This is a genomic window from Streptomyces chlorus (assembly GCF_042655885.1).
GTDB classification, from domain to species: domain Bacteria; phylum Actinomycetota; class Actinomycetes; order Streptomycetales; family Streptomycetaceae; genus Streptomyces; species Streptomyces chlorus.
In genome coordinates this window covers 70502-89102 of sequence record NZ_JBHSOA010000008.1, presented here as the reverse complement: position 1 = coordinate 89102, position 18601 = coordinate 70502, and the positions used below count along the sequence as shown (strand labels likewise).

General features: G+C 75.7%; 1 protein-coding gene. It reads right to left on the bottom strand.

Annotated features, from left to right (window positions below):
• Positions 1-6 precede the first annotated feature (6 nt).
• A complete protein-coding gene (locus ACFPZI_RS04160; RefSeq protein ID WP_381358340.1) occupies positions 7-18588 on the bottom strand; it encodes a non-ribosomal peptide synthetase in 18582 nt (6193 codons plus the stop codon).
• Positions 18589-18601 lie beyond the last annotated feature (13 nt).

Here is an 18601-nt window from a genome sequence, read left to right as displayed (position 1 = left end):
CGGTCCTCACCGTTCTTCTCGGTCGCTGTCGCCGTGTGCGGCGTCTTCGAGTTCGCTCAGCACCTGTTCCTCCACCCGGTCCGCCAGGGCGGCGACGGTGCGGTGGACCAGGACGTCGCGGGGCGTGAGGGCCACGCCGAAGGTGTCGTTGGCGCGGGAGGCGATGAGCAGGGCGCGCAGGGAGTCGCCGCCCAGGGCGAAGAAGTCGTCCTCGGCGCCCACGGTGGTCCCCAGGGCCTCCTCCCACAGCGCGGCGACCGCCTCCTCGGTGGGTGTGCGGGGCGGCACGTGCCCGGCGGTCCGCTCCTGCGTGTCCGGGCCGGGCGCGGGCAGCGCGGCCCGGTCGGTCTTGCCGTTCTCCGTGAGCGGGAACCGCTCCAGCGTCACGAACGCCGAGGGCACCATGGGGCCGGGCAGGGTGCGGGCGGCGTAGGCCCGCAGTTCCGCGCCGGCGGGCGGCTCGGCGCCGGGCGCGACGAGCAGGTGGGCCACCAGGCGCACCAGCCCCGGTTCGTCCTCCCGCAGGCTCACCACGGCGTCCAGTACCGCCGGGTGGCGTACCAGGGTCGACTCCACCTCGCCGGCCTCGATGCGGTGGCCGCGCAGCGTGAGCTGGTGGTCGGTGCGTCCGAGGTAGTGCAGTTCGCCGCGGGCGTCGCGGCGGACCAGGTCGCCGGTGCGGTACATGCGGGTGCCGGGCGGTCCGAACGGGTCGGCGGTGAAGCGGGTCGCCGTCAGGCCGGGGCGGCCCAGGTAACCGCGGGCCAGGGCAGGTCCGGCGAGCCACAGTTCGCCGGGCACGCCGTCGGGGACGGGGCGCAGGCGCGCGTCGAGGACGTAGGCGCCGGTGGCGGGCAGTGCGCGGCCGATGGGCGGTGCGGAGCCGTCCGGTTCCAGCGGGTCGGACCAGGTGGCGACGACGGTCGCCTCGGTGGGCCCGTAGGAGTTGACCATGCGGTGGTGCGGCGCCCACCGGGCGACCGGTTCGGCCCGGCAGGCGTCCGCGCCGACCACCAGGGTGCGCAGGTCCGGCAGGGTGCCGGGGGTGTCCGGCGGGAGGGTGGCGAGCGCGGCGGGCGGCAGCAGGGTGTGCGTGATGCGCGCGGTGCGCAGGAAGCCGGCCAGTTCGGCGCCGAGCAGCGGGCCGGGCGGCGGTACGACGAGGGCCGCGCCGCTCGGCAGGGACATGCACAGCTCCAGCACGGAGGCGTCGAAGCTGGGTGTGGCGAAGGCCAGGACGCGGTCTGAGGCGCGGACCCGGTAGTGCGCGGCCTCGGCGGCGGCGAAGCCGGCCAGTCCGCGGTGGGTGACGACGACGCCCTTGGGGGTGCCGGTGGAGCCGGAGGTGTAGATGACGTACGCCGGGTCGTCGAGGTGGAGGGGGCGGACGCGGTCGGTGTCGGTGGGCCGGTGGCCGGGCGTGCCGTCGGGCGGCGCGGCGAGCAGGTCGGCGACCTCTTCTGCGGTGAGGGTGACGGCGGGGTCCGCGTCGCGCAGCATCAGCGCGACCCGCTCGGCCGGATAGCCGGGGTCCACCGGGAGGAAGGCGGCGCCCGTCTTGGCCACGGCCAGCTGGGCGAGGACCATGTCCGCCGAGCGCGGCAGGACCAGCGCGACGATGTCGCCGGGCCCCGCCCCGCGTGCGACGAGCCGGTGCGCCAGCCGGTTGGCGTGTTCCTCCGCCTCACCGAAGGTCAGCGGCGACTCCCCCGGGTCGAGGGCCGTTCGGTCGGGCCATCGGTCGACCGCGGCCTCGATCAGCGCGGGCAGCGTCGCCGGGGGCGCCGGCGGCAGCTGCGGGCGTGCGGGGCCGTGCAGCAGCCGGTGCCGTTCACCGGGCGGCAGCACGTCGACCGCGTGCAGTGGCGCCCGGTCGCCGGATGCGGCGAGGGCGGCCAGGGTGTGCGTCAGCCGGGCGGCCAGGGCGTGGGCCGTGGTCTCCTCGACGTACCGGGGGTCGTAGCCGAGTTCCACGCTCAGCTCGTCGCCGGGTGAGATCACCACGGTGAGCGGGTAGTTGGTCGCCTCGCGGGCGTCGAGGTCCCGGATGTGCACGCCGTGGGCGCCGGCGGTGGCGTCGCCCACGGGATAGTTCTCGAAGACCAGCAGGCTGTCGAACAGGGATGTCCCCGGGGGCAGTTCGCTCCACTGGTGCAGGTCCGTCAGTGGCGCGTGGTCGAAGCGCCGGTCCTCCGCGCGGGCGTCCTGGAGCTCTTGCAGCCACACGGCGCACGGCGTGGACTCGTCCACGGTGACCCGCGCGGGCAGGGTGGTGATGAACAGGCCGGTGATCGTGTCCGCGCCCGGCAGGCCGGCGGGCCGGCCGGAGACGGTGGTGCCGAAGCACACCTCCCGTTCGCCGCTCCAGCGCGCCAGCAGCAGCGCCCAGGCGCCCTGCACCAGCGTGTTGAGGGTGAGCCGGTGGCGGCGGGCGAAGTCCGTCAGCCGGGCCGTGCCGTCGGCGCCGAGCCGCCGGGACAGCCAGGTTCCCGACCGGGCGGCGGCGCCCGGGGCGGGCCTGCGATCGTACGGCAGCGCGGTGGGCGCGGCGTAGTCGGCGAGGGCGGCCTTCCAGTGTTCCTCGGCGGCGGCGGTGTCCCGGCCGGCCAGCCAGGCGGCGTAGTCCGCGAAGGGCCGCCGCTGCGGCAGCCGCGGCTCGCCGCCGGCGGCGAGCGCGGCGTGCGCGGCCATCACGTCGCCCAGCACGTGGAAGACGCTCCAGCCGTCCAGCAGGACGTGGTGGAAGGTCCACACCACGCGCACCTCGTCGGGGCCGATCCGGATCAGGGTGACGCGCAGCAGCGGGGGACGGTCCAGGGCGATGCCGCGGGCGCGGTCCTCGTCGAGCAGCCGCCGGAGTTCGGTGTCCCGCCGCGCCGGGTCCAGGCCGCTCCAGTCGAGTTCGGTGACGGGCAGGGTGACGTGGCGGTGCACGGTCTGGAGGGGGACCGGGACCTCGCCCGGGGCCACGGCGGTCCGCAGCACGGGCGTGCGGTCCACGACGTGCTGCCAGGCGGCCGCCAGCAGCCGGGGCTCGCGCACGCCGTCCGCGACGAAGGTGATCTGCTCGATGTACAGGCCCTCACCGGGCTCGTCCATGCCGTGCACGACCATGCCGGTCTGCGTGGGGGTGAGGGGGTAGACGTCCACCACGTCGCGCCCGTCGCCGGCGAGCCGGTCGACGGCCGCCTGGTCCAGTGCGGCGAGCGGGAAGTCCGACGGGGTGCGGCCGCCGGCGCCCGGCTCGGCGCAGTGCCGGACGATGCGCCGCAGCTCCTCCGCCGTCTCCTGCGCGAGGCGTGCGACGGTGTCGTGCCGGTGCACCTGCCGGGAGTACGACCAGGTGAACTCCAGCCGCTTGTCGGTGACCCGGCCGAGGACGTCGATGAGGTGCGGCCGGTCCGCCGAGCGGTCCATGCCGCCGGTCAGCCCGCCGTGGGGCGCGCGCAGCAGACCGCCCTCGGCCGCGTTCCAGTCCTGCTGTCCCAGGTAGTTGAAGCCCACCTGCGGCAGGCCGGGCAGCTCGTCTCCCGCCGTGGGGTGCAGGTGGCGCAGCGCGCCGTAGCCCACTCCCCCGCGCGGCACGGCCCGGAGGTTCTCCTTGACCGTCTTCAGCGCGGCCCTGAGGCCGGCGTCGCGGGGCACGTCGAGGCTCACGGGGAACAGGGTGGTGAACCAGCCGACGGTACGGGCGAGGTCGACGTCCTCGAAGAGGTCCTCGCGGCCGTGGCCCTCCAGTGCGACCACCACCCGGTCCTGTCCCGTCCAGCGGGCCAGGACCCGGCCGAGGGCACACAGCAGGACGTCGTTGACGCGGGTGCGGTAGGTGTCCGGCACGTCCTTCAGGAGCCGGCGGGTGTCCTCGCCGCCCAGGCTCACCGTCACGGTCTCCTCGTCGGCTGCGGTGTTGCCGCCGGTGAGGTCGGTCGGCAGGGCGGTGGGGAGCAGGCCGCTCCAGTGCGCGATCTCGTCGTCGAAGCCGCCGTCGGCGGTGTGCGCGGCCAGGCGCCGGGCCCAGGCGCGGAAGGAGGTCGTCTTCGCCCCCAGGTCGGGTGTCCCGCCGGCGCGCAGCGCCCGGTGTGCGGTGTCGAGGTCTTCCAGGATCACGCGCCAGGACACCGCGTCGACGACCAGGTGGTGGGCGGCCAGCAGCAGGACGGGCGGCCGGTGGTCGTCCGGGCGGCACAGGGCGGCCTTGAGCAGCGGCCCCTGTGCCAGGTCGAATCCGGCGCACAGGCCGGCGGCCACGGCGGCCGGCGCCGCGGGCGCGTCGTGCACCTCGAGGTGCGGCGGGGCGCCGGGCGGGGCGCCGTGCTGGCGCCACCGTCCGTCGCCGGCCGGTTCGTAGCGCATGCGCAGTGCGTCGTGCTGCTCCAGCACCGCCGCGAGGGCGGCGCGCAGCAGTGTCTCGTCGGTGTCGGACGCCAGCTCGAAGGAGACCGCCTGGGTGAAGCGGGCCGGGTCGCCGGTGAGGGTGTCGAACAGCCAGTGCTGTACGGGCGTGAGGGGGACGTCTCCGACGACCGGGCCCGGTTCGGCGGCGGCCGTCGGCGCGGCCGGGAACTCCTCGGCCGCCGCGGCCAGTTCGGCGACCGTCTGGTGCTGGAAGAGGTGCCGGGGCGTCAGCGCGAGTCCGGCGCGGCGGGCGGCGGAGACGATCCGGATGCCGAGGATGGAGTCGCCGCCGAGCGCGAAGTAGTTGTCCGTCGTGCCCACTTCGGGCACGCCCAGCACCTCGGTCCAGATCGCGGCGAGCGTCCGCTCGGTGGCGGTGCGCGGCGGCCGGGTGCCCTCCGTGGTGGTGGCCGCGGACCACACCGGTTCGGGCAGGGCCCGCCGGTCCAGCTTGCCGGTGGCGCCCAGCGGCAGCCGCTCCAGCGGTACCACGACCGCCGGAACCAGGTGGTCGGGCAGCGTCCGGGCGAGGAAGGCGCGCAGGTCGGCCGGTGCCGGGGTGTCGCCGCCACGCGGCACGGCGTAGCCCACGAGGCGCTTGTGGCCGTCGTGTTCCACGACCCGGGCGGCGGCCGCGGCCACCTGCGGGTGCCGGGCCAGCGCGGCCTCCACCTCACCGAGCTCGATGCGGAAGCCGCGCACCTTCACCTGGTCGTCGGTCCGGCCGAGGTACAGCAGGTCGCCGTCGGCCGTCCAGCGGACCAGGTCGCCGGTGCGGTACATGCGGCTACCGGGCGGGCCGAAGGCGTCGGCGAGGAAACGGGACGCGGTCAGGCCCGGCCGGTTCAGGTAGCCGCGGGCCACGCCGGTCCCGGCGAGGTACAGCTCGCCGGGCGCCCCGACGGGCACGGGGCGCATACGGGCGTCGAGGACGTAGGCGCGGGCGCCGCCGACGGGCCGGCCGATGGGCGGGACCCGGTCGGGGTCCGCCGGGTCGCAGGTGAAGGCGGTGGCGTAGACGGTGGCCTCGGTGGGGCCGTAGATGTTCATGACCCGGCAGCCGGGGATCGCCGCGCGCACCTGGCGGACGGCGCGGGCGGGCAGCGCCTCGCCGGCCAGGACGACGGTGTCGGCCGTGACCTGCACGGTGTCCTCGGCCAGCAGGCGGCCCAGGGCGGAGGGGACGGCGCTGAGCAGTCCCGCACGCCACGGCCCGGGCCGTTCGGCGAGGGCCAGCAGGTCGCGGACGACCTCGACGTGGCCGCCCGCCAGCAGCGGCGTCAGGATTTCGAACACCGACACGTCGAAGGTGAGCGACGTGGAGGCCACCACGTGGGAGAGCCCGCGGCCGGTGAACTCGGCGGCGGCCCAGTCGGTCAGCGCCACCACCGAGGCGTGGGAGACGACTACGCCCTTGGGCCGGCCGGTGGAGCCGGAGGTGTGAATGACGTAGGCGGGGTGGTCCGGCAGCAGCCCGCCGCGCCGCTCGCCGTCACCGACGCGGGCGGCGGACACGGCGGCCAGCCGCCCGGCGCAGGCCGCGTCGTCCAGGGCGATCCGCGTGTACGGACCGTCCGGCAGCCGCGCGGAGGTCTCCGCGCAGGTGATCACCGCGTCGGGCCGCACGTCCTCGAGGAGGAACGCGATGCGCTCCGCCGGATGGCCGGGGTCGACCGGAAGGTAGGCGGCGCCGCTCTTGAGGACCGCGAGGAGCGCCACGATCAGGTCGGCGGTGCGGGGCAGGGCCAGCGCGACGAACCGCTCCGGTCCGGCCCCGGCCTCGATCAGGAGGCGGGCCAGCCGGTTGGCGCGCTCGTCGAGCTGCCGGTACGTGAGGTGCTCGGCGCCGGCGGTCACGGCCGGGGCGTCGGGGGTGCGGGCGGCCTGTGCCGCGAAGGCGTCCGGGAGGGTGCGGTGCGGCAGCCTCGCCACCGGTCCCGCGAGCCGGTCCAGCAGGCGGCGTCCGTCGTCCGGTTCGAGCGGCGGCAGGTCGGCCAGGCGGCGGTCGGCATCGGCGGCGATCCGCTTCAGCAAGGTGCGCAGGCTCGCGCCGATCCCTTCGACGGTGGCGGCGTCGAAGGCCGCCGGGTCGTAGTCCAGGGACACCGTCACGTCGTCGCCGGGGGCGACGACCACGCTGAGCGGGTAGTTGGTCGGCTCCAGGTCGCGTTCCTGCTCGAGGGCGAGCCCGTGCCGGGCCAGGGCGCCCTCGTCGAACGGGTAGTTCTCGAAGACGACGATGCTGTCGAACAGGTTGGTGCCGCCGGGCACCTCGCTCCAGGTCTGCAACTGGGCGAGGGAGACGAAGTCGTGGCGCCGGGCCTCCGACTGGGCGGCCTGCACCTCACGCAGCCACTCCAGCAGGGGGCGCCCGCCGTCGATCCGCAGCCGGGTGGGCAGGGTGTTGATGAACAGGCCCACCATGGAGGTCACGCCGGGCAGTTCGGCCGGGCGGCCGGACACGGTCGTGCCGAAGACGACGTCGTCACCGCCGCCGTAGTGGTGCAGCAGCAGCCCCCAGGCGCCCTGGAGCACCGTGTTGACGGTCAGCCCGGCCCGCTGCGCGGTGTCCTTCAGCCGCGCCGACACCTCCTGCCCGAGGGCCACCCGGACCGTTCCCGACGAGGACGTGCGGTGGGCCTCGGCGGGGCGCCGGTCGCGCGGCAGCGCGGTGGGGACGGCGAACCCGGTGAGGGTCTCGCGCCAGTAGCGTTCCGCACGGCCGGCGTCCTGGGCGGCCAGCCACCGCAGGTAGTCGGCGAAGGGCGCCCGGTCGGGCACCTGCGGGCGGTGTCCGGCGGTCAGGGCCGCGTACCGCTCGCACACCTCGTCGAACACCTGGGCCGCGCTCCAGCCGTCGAGCAGGACGTGGTGGAACGTCCACACCATGCGCACCCGGTCCGGTGCGAGCCGGATCAACGCGAGCCGCATGAGCGGGGCCGCGCCGAGGTCGATCCCGGCCCGCCGGTCCGCTTCGAGCAGCGACTCCATGTCCCGCGCGCATTCTTCGGCGGGCCGCCCGGACCAGTCGTGGTGGGTGACGGGCACGACGGCCCGCCGCTCCACCACCTGGAGGGGTTCGGCGGTCTCCTGCCACACCAGGCGGGTGCGCAGGATCGGGTTCGCGTCCGCCGTGCGCCGCCACGCCTCGGCGAGCGCGTGCGGGTCGCGGACACCGCGCAGCACCACCTGCACCTGGTTCACGTAGGTGCGGCCCTGGGGGTCCATGAGGCTGTGGAACAGCATGCCCGCCTGCATCGGCGTCAGCGGGTACACGTCCTCGACCGTGCGCCCGTCCCCCACGACCCGGTCCACGGCGGTCTGGTCGAGCCGGGCCAGCGGGAAGTCCGAGGGCGTGCGGCCGCCGGCGTCCGGGGCGGCGCAGTGCGCGACGATCTCCTCCAGTGACCGCAGCATGCCCTCGGCGAGCGAGGCGACCGTCTCCTCGCGGTGCCGTCCGCCGCTGTAGTGCCAGGTGATCTCCAGCTCGTCGTCCTCGACGCGGGCCACCACGTCCAGCAGGTGCGGACGCGGTGCCCCGGGGTCCTCGGCGCCGCCCAGGCCGCCGGGGACCGCCCGGACCAGCGCGCCGCCGTCGGCCGACCAGTCGAACCGGCCCAGGTAGTTGAAGCTGATGCCGGGCAGCGGTGCGGCGGCGAGCCGCTCGTCGCCCGCCAGGTGGCGCAGGGCGCCGTGGCCGACGCCCCGTCCGTGTACGGCCCGCAGCTGTTCCTTCACGGACTTCAGGGCGGCGCCCCAGTCGCCGTCGGGCAGTTCGAGGGCGACCGGGAAGAGGCTGGTGAACCAGCCGACCGTGCGGGACAGGTCGAGGTCGTCGAAGAGCCGGTCCTCGCGGCCGTGTCCCTCCAGTCCCACGGCGACGGTGGCGCGGCCGGTCCAGTCGGCCAGCACGCGGCCGAGGGCGGTCAGCAGGACGTCGTCGATGCGGGTGCGGTAGACGCCGGGGACCCTGCGCAGGAGGTCGTCGGTCCGGTGGCGGTCGAGGCGTACGGTCACCGTGCGCAGGTCGGCGGCGGTGTTGCCGCCGTCGAGGTCCACCGGCAGCGGGTCGGCACAATGTCCCGACACGGTCTCCCAGTGGGCGCGCTGCGCGGCGAAGTCTCCCTCGCCGGTGCGTTCGGTGAGCCGCCGCACCCATTCCCGCACGGACGTCGTGCGCTGCGGCAGCCGTATTCGCTCGCCGGCCCGGGCCTGCCGGTAGGCGGTCTCCAGGTCCTCCAGCAGGACGCGCCAGGAGACGCCGTCGACGATCAGATGATGGGCGGTCAGCAGCAGGCGGGCGGCCCTGTGCTCGCGGGTGAACAGCCGGGCGGCGATCAGCGGGCCGGTGTCCAGCCGGAATCCGGTGTGCGCCTCCTGCGAGAAGCGGGCCTCGGCCTCCTCGGCGGCCCGCGCGTCGAGACCGTTCAGGTCGTGCACCCGCAGCAGCCGGGGAGCCTCGGTGTCCGGGGCGGCGTACTCCTGGTGCCAGGTCCCGTCCGCCGCGCGGGTGAAGCGGGCGCGCAGGGCGTCGTGGTGGGCCCACAACGCGGCCAGGGCGGCGCTCAGCGCGTCGGCGTCGACGTCCTCGGCCGTCTCGACGACCACGGACTGGTTGAAGTACTCCGGGCGCGGCGGTTCGGCGTCGAGGAACCAGTGCTGGATCGGGGTGAGCCCGACCTCGCCGGTCACCGGACCGGTGCCCGCGACGGTCGGGGCGGCGCCGGTCGCGGCGGTGGCCAGGGCGGCGAGCGTGGGGTGTCGGAACAGGTCCCTCGGGGTCAGCGCGAGCCCGGCGGTGCGGGCGCGGGAGACGACCTGGATGCTGACGATCGAGTCGCCGCCCAGCATGAAGAAGTTGTCGTCGACGCCGATCTGTCCCACGCCGAGGAGCTCGGTCCAGATACCGGCGAGCACCCGCTCGGCGTCGGTGCGCGGTGGGCGGTGGGCAGTGTCGCCCGCCGCCGGCAGGTCGGGGTCGGGCAGGCGTCGCCGGTCGACCTTGCCGTTCGCGGTCAGGGGCAGCTCCGCCACGGTGACGAACGCGGCCGGGACCATGTAGTCGGGCAGTTCGTCGGACAGGCGGTCGCGCAGTTCGGCCGCCGGCGGCACGGTCGCGCCCGGGGCGGGTACCAGGTGGGCGACCAGGCGTGTGCGTCCCGCGTGCCGCGACACCGACACCACCGCCTCGGCGATCGCCGTGTGCGCGGTGAGCCGGGCCTCGATCTCGGCGGGTTCGACGCGGAAGCCGCGGATCTTGATCTGGTCGTCGGCGCGTCCCACGAAATGCAGTTCGCCGTCGGCGCTCCAGCGCACGATGTCACCGGTGCGGTACATGCGTCCGCCGGGCGGGCCGAACGGGTCGGCCGGGTAGCGGGCCGCCGTCGCGCCGGGGCGTCCTGCGTAGCCGCGGGACAGTCCGGCACCCGCGAGGTACAACTCCCCCGGAACGCCGGGCGGTTGCGGTTGGAGCGCACCGTCCAGGACATACACGCGGGTGTCGTCCAGGGGGCGGCCGATGGGCAGTGCCGCGGGCAGTGCGTCACCGGCGCGGAAGACCCGCCGGGTGGCGAAGGCGGTGGTCTCGGTCGGTCCGTACACGTCGACGACGGTGAGGTCCGGGCAGGCGTCCAGCACGCGCCGTACGGCGGAGCCGGGCACGGCCTCGCCGCCGGTCCACACCTCCCGCGCGCCGCGCAGGCAGGCGGGGTCCTCCTGGGCGAGGAGGCGGAACAGGCCCACCGTCAGGAACAGGCAGCTCACCCCCTGTTCGGTGATCGCGTGACGCACGGCGGCGGCTTCGAGGTCCCCCGGCGGGGCGAGCACGGCCGTGCCGCCGCGCAGCAGCGGCACCCACACCTCGTAGGTGGAGGCGTCGAAGGCGTGCGGGGAGTGCACGAGGACGCGGTCGTGGCCGGCGAAGGCACGGTCGAGGGCGAGCGCCGCGACGTCCCGCTGCCGCGCCGCCACGCCCTTGGGGTTGCCGGTGGAACCGGACGTGAACATGAGGTACTGGGCGTTGTCCGGGTGCACGCGCGGCACCGCCGTGGGTTCCGGGGCCGCGGCGGTGTCGTCGTCCGGCCGCAGCACGCGGCCTTCCGGGAGGAGGGCCGCAGCCGTCTCCTCCCCCACCCCGTCGGTGAGCAGCAGGTCGGTACCGGCTTCCCCGAGCATCGTGCGCAGCCGCTCCCGCGGCGCCCTGCCGTCGAGCGGGACGTACACGCCGCCGAGACGGGCGAGGGCGAGCTGGGTGACGACGAGGCCGACCGAGCGGTCCATCAGGACGCCGACGGGGACCTCCGGGCGCACCCCGAGCGCGGCCAGCCGGCCGGCCAGTGCCCCGGCCCGGTCGTCGAGTTCGCGGTAGGTGAGCCGCTCGTCGCCGGCCAGCAGCGCGACGGCGCCGGGGGTGCGCCGCACCTGCGCGGCGAAGAGGTCCGCGGTGGTCGCCGCGGGGGTACCGGTGGCGGTGTCGTTCCACGCGTGGAGCACCTGCTCACGCCGGGCGGCCGTCAGCAGGGGCAGGCGGGCGGGCGCGCTCTGCGGTGCGGTGGCGAAGCCCTCCAGCAGGACGGTGAGGTACTCGGCCATCCGCTCGACGGTGGCGGCGTCGAAGAGGTCCGGGTCGTAGCCGAGGCGCAGGGTGAGTTCCGTGCCGGGGTAGGCGACCAGGCCGAGCGGGTAGTTGGTGGTCTCGATACCGTCCAGGCCGCTGAGCCGCAGCCCGTGCGCGGCGGCGAGACCGTCGTCGACCGGGTAGTTCTCGAACACCACGATGCTGTCGAACAGGGCGACGCGTTCGGGCAGTTCGGTGAACGCCTTCATGTGGTGCAGCGGCACGTGGTCGTGGCGGCGGTCCTCGCTCTGCTCCTGCTGGAGCCGGCCCAGCCAGGTGAGCAGCGTCTCGTCCCGTGGCACGGTCACGCGGGTGGGCAGGGTCGCGATGAACAGGCCGGTCATGGCGTCGGCCCCGGGCAGCTCGGGCGGCCGTCCGGAGACGGTGGTGCCGAAGACCACCTCGTCGCGGGCCGCCTGGCGGCTCAGCAGCAGCGCCCAGGCGCCCTGCACGAGGGTGTTCATGGTCAGGCCCGCCGTCCTGGCCAGGCCCTCCAGTGCCCGGGTGGTGGTCTCGGGCACCGTGACGCGTACCGCCCGCGTCGACTCCGCGCGGTGACTCTCGCGCGGTTCGCGGTCGAAGGGCAGCGCGGTGGCCTCGTCCAGGCCGTTCAGGCGGGTCCGCCAGTGCCGTTCGGCCTCGGCCCGGTCGGCGCGGCCGAGCAGCCAGGCGACGTAGTCGCGGAAGGGGCGGCGGTCGGGCAGCTGGATGTCCTCGGCGCCCGCCGGGCCGGCGTAGCACGCGAAGACGTCGGAGAGGACCTGGAACAGGCTCCAGCCGTCCAGGATCAGGTGGTCGAAGGACCACACGACACGGACCGCGCGGTCGGAGACACGGGCCAGCGCCAGGCGCTGGAGCGGCGCGCGCGTCAGGTCGACACCGCGGGCGCGGTCGCGGTCGAGCAGTGCGCGCAGCCGCTCGTCCCGCTCGGTGTCGGACAGGCCGCGCCAGTCCAGTCGCTCCACCGGCACGGCTGCCCGGCGCTGCACCACGAGAAGCGGCTCGGGCACGTCCTGCCACACCACGCGGGCGCGCAGCACCGGCGTGCGGTCCGTGACCCGCTGCCAGGCCTCCGCCAGCACGGCCGGGTCCTCCACGCCGTCCAGGACGAACGTCAGCTGCTGGAAGTACACGCCGCGGTCGTCCTGCGAGAGCCGGTGGAAGAGCATGCCGGCCTGGGTGGGCGTGAGGGGGTGGACGTCCTCCACGCCGGCAGGGTCCTCGCCCGCGATCCGGTCGATGTGCGTCTGGTCGAGCCGGGTCAGCGGGAAGTCGGAGGGGGTGCGTCCGGCGGCGCCGGGCCGGGCCGCGTGGCGGGCGAGGCCGGCCAGCGCGTCGGCGAACCGTCCGGCGAGGTCCGCGACGGTGTCCCGCCGGTGCAGCTCGTCCGAGTAGAACCAGGTGAACTCCAGGCTGTCGCCGTCCAGCCGCCCCACGACCTCCAGGGCGTGCGGGCGGGACGCCGAGGGGTCGGCGTCCAGCTCCAGCGGACGGAACGGCCCGCCGTACAGCCCCTCGGAGGTCTCGGAGAGCCCGAAGCGGCCCAGGTAGTTGAAGCTGATCTGCGCGGTGGTCGCCGGGAGCGGTGCGGCGTCGCGGCCCGGCAGGGTCAGGACGCCGTGGCCGAGGCCGTGCCGGGGGACCGCGCGCAACTGCTCCTTGACCTGCTTGAGCACAACGTCCCAGGGCGCCTCGGGCGGGACGGCGAGGGCGACGGGGTGGCGGGTGGTGAACCAGCCGACGGTGCGGCTGGTGTCGATGTCGGCGAACAGTTCCTCGCGGCCGTGGCCTTCAATGTCCACCAGCACCCGGTCGTGCCCCGTCCAGCCGCACAGCACCCGGCCGAGGGCGGCGAGCAGGGCGTCGTTGGCCCGGGTCCGGTAGGTCTCGGGCAGGGTCCGCAGGAGCACTTCGGTGTCCTGGGGGTCGAGGCGTACCGTCACCGAGCGTTGGGAGGCGTAGGTGTTGGTGCCCGTCCGGTCCGACGGCAGGGCGGCCCGGGCTCCCTCGGTCGCCCGCGCCCAGTAGGCTTTCTCGTCGTCGAAACCGCCGGCGCCGGCGTGCGCGGCGAGGCGCTCGGCCCACTGCCGCAGCGGGGACGACTTCCGGGGCAGCTCCGCCGCTCCGTCCCGGCCGGCGTGACGGGCGCGGTAGGCCCGGTCGAGGTCCTCGAGGAGCAGGCGCCAGGAGACTCCGTCGACGACGAGGTGGTGGACGGCCAGGTGCAGCACGTGCGGCCGTCCGGGGCCCCGGTCGTGCAACACGGCACGCAGCGCGGGGCCGTGGCGCAGGTCGTGGGGGCCGAGGTGCGGGGTGTCGGTGTCCGGGCCGGTGTGGCGCGCGAGGCGGCAGCGGGCGGCCGGGCCGTCGATCAGCCACCGTACGCCCGCCTCGTCGGTGAGGAAGCGGGAGCGCAGGGCGTCGTGGTGGGCGATCACGTCGTTGAGGGCGGCTTCGAGTGCGGTCGCGTCGACGCCGGCGTGCAGTTCCACCGAAAGTGTCTGGGCGAAGTGCCCGGCCCGCTCGGCGGCGCTGTCGAAGAGCCAGTGCTGGATGGGTGTCAGCGGCGCGGAACCGGTCGCCTCGACGGGTGCGGACGCGGCGGCGGGCCGCCGGCTTCCCGCCTCGTCGGCGCAGCGGGCCAGGGAGGCGACCGTCTGATGCCGGTAGACGTCCCGCGAGGTGATCGTGAGGCCCGCCTGCCGGGCCCGGGCGACGACCTGAATGCTGAGGATGGAGTCGCCGCCCAGCGTGAAGAAGTTGTCGTCCGCTCCGACCCGCTCCACGCGCAGGATGTCGGCCCAGATCGTCGCGAGGGTCCGTTCGGTGGGGGTGCGGGGCGCGACGTGGCGGGTGGCGGGTTCGGCCGGCGCCGGGTCGGGGAGCCGGCCGCGGTCCAGTGTGCCGTTGGGGTCGAGCGGCAGGGCGGGCAGCACCACGACGGCCGCGGGGACCATGTAGTCGGGCAGGGTGCGCCCGAGTTCGCGGCGTACCGCCTCCGGTTCCACGCGGGCGCCGGGGGCGGGGACGACGTATCCGGCCAGGCGGCGGTGGCCGTCGCCGTCGCGGACGGCCGCGGCGGCCTCGGCGACGCCCGTGCAGCGGCGCAGGGCCTCCTCGACCTCGCCCAGTTCGACGCGGAAGCCGCTCACCTTGACCTGCTGGTCGATGCGGCCGAGGTACTCGAGCCGGCCGTCGGCACTCCAGCGCACCAGGTCGCCCGTGCGGTACACGCGGTCGCCGGGAGCGCCGAACGGGTCGGCGACGAAGCGCGCGGCGGTCAGACCCGGGCGTCGCAGGTAGCCGCGGGCCAGTCCACCGCCGCCGAGGTACAACTCACCTACGACACCAGGAGGTTGGGGGCGCAGCAGGCGGTCCAGTACGTAGGCGCGGGTGCGCGCGACGGGACGGCCGACGGGCGGGTCCTGGTCGGGGACGGTGCCGTCGGCGAACCAGGCGGTGGCGTGGACGGTGGCCTCGGTCGGGCCGTAGAGGTTCGCCGCCTCGGCCGAGGGCATGGCGTCCCTGATGTCCCGCACGGTCCGGGCGGGCAGGGCCTCGCCGGCCAGGACGACGGTGTCCGCCTCGACGGCGCTGTCGCCGCCGAGCATGCGGGAGAGCACGGACGGGACTCCGCTGAGGAGTCCGGCCCGGCGCGGGCCGGGGCCGTCGGCGAGGGACGGGAGGTCGGCGACCACCTCGACGCTGCCGCCGGCCAGCAGGGGGCACAGCAGCTCGAAGACGGACACGTCGACGTTGAGGGAGGTGGACGCGACGACGTGGGCCGGCCCGCGCGGGCCGAACGTCTCCTTCGTCCAGGCGGCCGGCTCGGCCACGCTGCGGTGGGTACCGATCACGCCCTTGGGGCGGCCGGTGGATCCGGAGGTGTAGATGACGTAGGCGGGGTGGGACGGGTCGAGCGGCCGGGTCCGGTCGGCGTCGGTCAGGTCGGCGTCGGTGAGGTCCGAGGCACCGGCATCGGACGGCTCGGTGTCCTCCAGGAGCAGCGGCTCGCAGTCGTCGGGGAGCGCGTGGGCGGTCTCACGGGTGGCGACGACGAGGGCGGGGGCCGCGTCGGCGAGCATGAAGCGGACCCGCTCGGCCGGGCAGCCGGGATCGACGGGCAGGTATCCGGCACCCGACTTCAGGACGGCCCACAGCAGCGGCAGCAGGTCGGCGGAGCGCGGCAGGCACAGCGCCACCAGGGACTCGGGGCCTGCGCCGTGCGCCGTCAGCAGCCGGGCGAGCCGGTTGGCGCGCCGGTTCAGCCCGGCGTAGTCCAGCCGGGTCTCGCCGCAGGTCACGGCGGTCCGGTCGGGGGTTCGGGCCACCTGCGCCTCGAACAGCGCCGGGAGCGTGGCGCCGTCGGCGTGGTCGCCGGCCGGCGCGGGCGGGTTCCAGGAGTCGAGGAGCGTTCGGCGCTCGTCGTCCGACAGCAGCGGCAGTTCGGCCAGCGTCCGGTGCGGGCCGTCCGCCATGCCTTCCAGCAGGCGGTGCAGCTGGCGGCTCATCCGGGCCGCGGTCGCCGCCTCGAACAGGTCGGTGTTGTACTCGACCGTCAGCTCGCAGCCGCCGTCGGCGCGCAGCGCGAACTCCAGTACGAGGTCGAAGCGGGCGGCCGGGCGGGGCAGCGGATGCTCCTCGATCCGCACCCCGGCCGCCAGCGGCGGCCGGGCGGGCGCCGCCTGCTGCACCACCAGCACCTGCACCAGCGGAGTGCGGCTGGGGTCCCTCGGCGGGGCCAGTTCCTCGACCACCCGGTCGAACGGCACGCCGTCGTGCGCGAAGGCGTCCAGCACGGTCGCACGCACGGACTCCACGAACCGGTCGACCGTGACGGCGTCGTCGACCTCGCCGCGCAGCACGACGGTGTTGGCGAAGAAGCCCGTCATGTCCTCCAGTTCGCGGCGGCCCCGCCCGTTGGTGACGGTCCCGAACGCCACGTCCCGCTGCCCCGAGTAGCGGGAGAACAGCACGGCCGCCGCCCCGGCGAACAGCGTGAAGACGGTCGTGCCGCGGCCCTGGGCCAGCTGCCGCAGCCGGTCCACCAGGTGCTTCGGGAGGTTGTGGCGGTGTGCCGCGCCCGCGGTGGTGCGCACCGCCGGCCGGGGCCGGTCGGTGGGCAGTTCGAGTTGCCGCAGGCCGGCCAGGTGGCGCTTCCAGTAGCCGAGGTCGCCGGCGTCCGCGTCGCCGGTGCGCCGCTCGCGCTCCCACAGCGCGAAGTCCGGGTACTGCACGCCCGGCCGGGGAAGGCCGTCCGGTTCACCGCAGGCCTCCGCGCGGTAGAGCGCCGCCAGGTCCCGGGTCAGGACGCCGACCGACCAGCCGTCGGTGACGATGTGGTGCTGGGCCAGCAGCAGGACGTGGTCCTCGGGTGCGCGGCGGACGAGCAGCGCCCGGGTCAGGGGCCCGGCCGTCAGGTCGTGGGGGCGGCGCAGTTCCTCGGTCAGCAGGTGCTCGACGGCGTGGTCCCGCCGGTCGGCGGGCAGATGCTCGACGGCGGCCGTGCGCAGGGGCAGCACCGCCTCGGAGGCGATCAGCTGGACACCCTGGCCGTCGACGGTGGCGAAGGTGGTGCGCAGGGAGTCGTGGCGGGCGGCGAGCCGGTCCAGGGCCCGTCGCAGGGCCGGCGTGTCGAGCGGGCCGCGCAGCCGCAGCGCACCACCGGTGTGGTACTCGGTTCCGCCGTCGGTGAGGTCGTCGAGGAACCACAGGCGTCGCTGGGCGCTGGAGAGCGGGACGGGCTTTTCGCGCGGGGCGGAGGGGATCGGGTCCGGCGGCGCGGCGGCGGACGGCTCGGCGGCCAGTGGGGCGAGCGCGGCGACGGTCCGCGCGGTGAACACATCGCGCAGGGAGAGCCGGACGCCGAGGACTTCCCGGATCCGCGTCAGGGTGCGGGCGGCGAGGATCGAATCGCCGCCCAGGTCGAAGAAGTCCTCGGTGACGCCGACGGTGTCGACGCCGAGGACGTCGGCCCAGATCGCGGCCAGGGCCCGCTCGTCGTCGGTGCGCGGCTCGGCGTGCTCCTCGGTCCGCGCGCCGCCGGGGGCGGGCAGGGCCCGCAGGTCGATCTTGTGCTGCGGGGTGAGGGGCAGCGCGTCCAGGACGACGACGGCGGAGGGCACCATGTGGGCCGGCAGGGTGGCGGCGAGGGCGGCGCGCAGCCGGGCGGGCTCGGGCCTGCGGGCCGGGTCGGCGGGGGTGACGTAGCCGACGAGCCGGCCGCGGGCGGGTTCCTCGTCGCGGACCACGACGACGGCCTCGCGGACGCCGGGGTCGCGGGTCAGGACGGTCTCGATCTCGCCGGGCTCGATGCGGAAGCCGCGCACCTTGACCTGCCGGTCGGCCCGGCCGAGGAACTCCAGCTCGCCGTCCGCCCTGCGGCGCACCCGGTCGCCGGTGCGGTAGAGGCGGGCGCCGGGCGGTCCGAAGGGGTGGGCGACGAACCGGGTCGAGGTCAGGCCGGGGCGGCCGAGGTAGCCGCGGGCCAGCCCGTCGCCGCCCACGTACAGTTCGCCCTCGGTGCCGGGCGGCACCGGGCGCATCGCCGTGTCCAGGACGTGGGCCTCGGTGCCGGGCAGCGGGCTGCCGATGGCCGGTGTTCCGGTGCCGGCGGTCAGCGGCCCGGTCCAGGTGGCGACGACGGTGGCCTCGGTCGGCCCGTAGGAGTTGATCATGCGGCGGCCGGGTGCCCATCGGTCGACGAGCGCGGCCGGGCACGCCTCGGCGCCGACGATCAGGGTGCGCAGGTGCGGCGCGCCGCCGGTGTCCACCGGGTCGGGCAGGGTGGCAAGGGCGGCGGGCGGTATGAGGGCGTGGGTGATGCGGTGCTCGTCCAGGACGGCGGCGAGTTCGTCGCCCAGCCAGGGCCCGTCCGGCGGTACGACCAGCAGGGCGCCGGACAGGACGGAGATGCACAGCTCCAGTACGGAGGCGTCGAAGCTGGGTGAGGAGAACTGCAGCACGCGGTCGCCCGGGCCGACGGCGTACCGCTCGGCGGCGGCCGCGGCGAAAGCGCCGATGCCGCGGTGGGTGACGGTGACGCCCTTGGGGGTTCCGGTGGAGCCGGAGGTGAAGATGACGTACGCCGCGTGGTCGGGGAGCACGCGGCTCTCGGGCGGGTTCGCCTCCCGGTCCCCGGCGTCCATCAGCGCGCGGACCCGGTCCGGGTCGTCCAGGACGACGGCCGGCGCGGCGTCGGCGAGCATCAGCGCACGCCGTTCGGCCGGATAGCCGGGGTCCACGGGGAGGAAGGCGGCACCGGCCAGGGCCACGGCCAGCTCGGCGGCGATCAGTTCCATCGAGCGCGGCAGGACCAGCGCCACCGTCCGCTCCGGTCCGGCGCCGCTGCCGACGAGGTGGGCGGCAAGGCGGCCGGCCCGCCGCGCGAGTTCCCCGTACGACCAGGTGCGCCGGCCGTCGGTCACCGCGGGGGCGTGCGGGTCGTGCGTCACCCACCCGGCGAACAGCTCACCGAGCGGGACGTGATGGGTGGCATGGTCCGTGCGGGCCGGCGGGGTGGTGCCGGCCGGTGCGGAGGCGGGCGCGGTGGGGTGCTGGGCGTGCAGGTCCGTCATCGGGGTGAAGCCC

What these genes read in the sequence shown, in the direction of transcription:
- ACFPZI_RS04160 (WP_381358340.1), bottom strand. Translation starts at nt 18,588, where the DNA reads ATGACGGACCTGCACGCCCAGCACCCCACCGCGCCCGCCTCCGCACCG.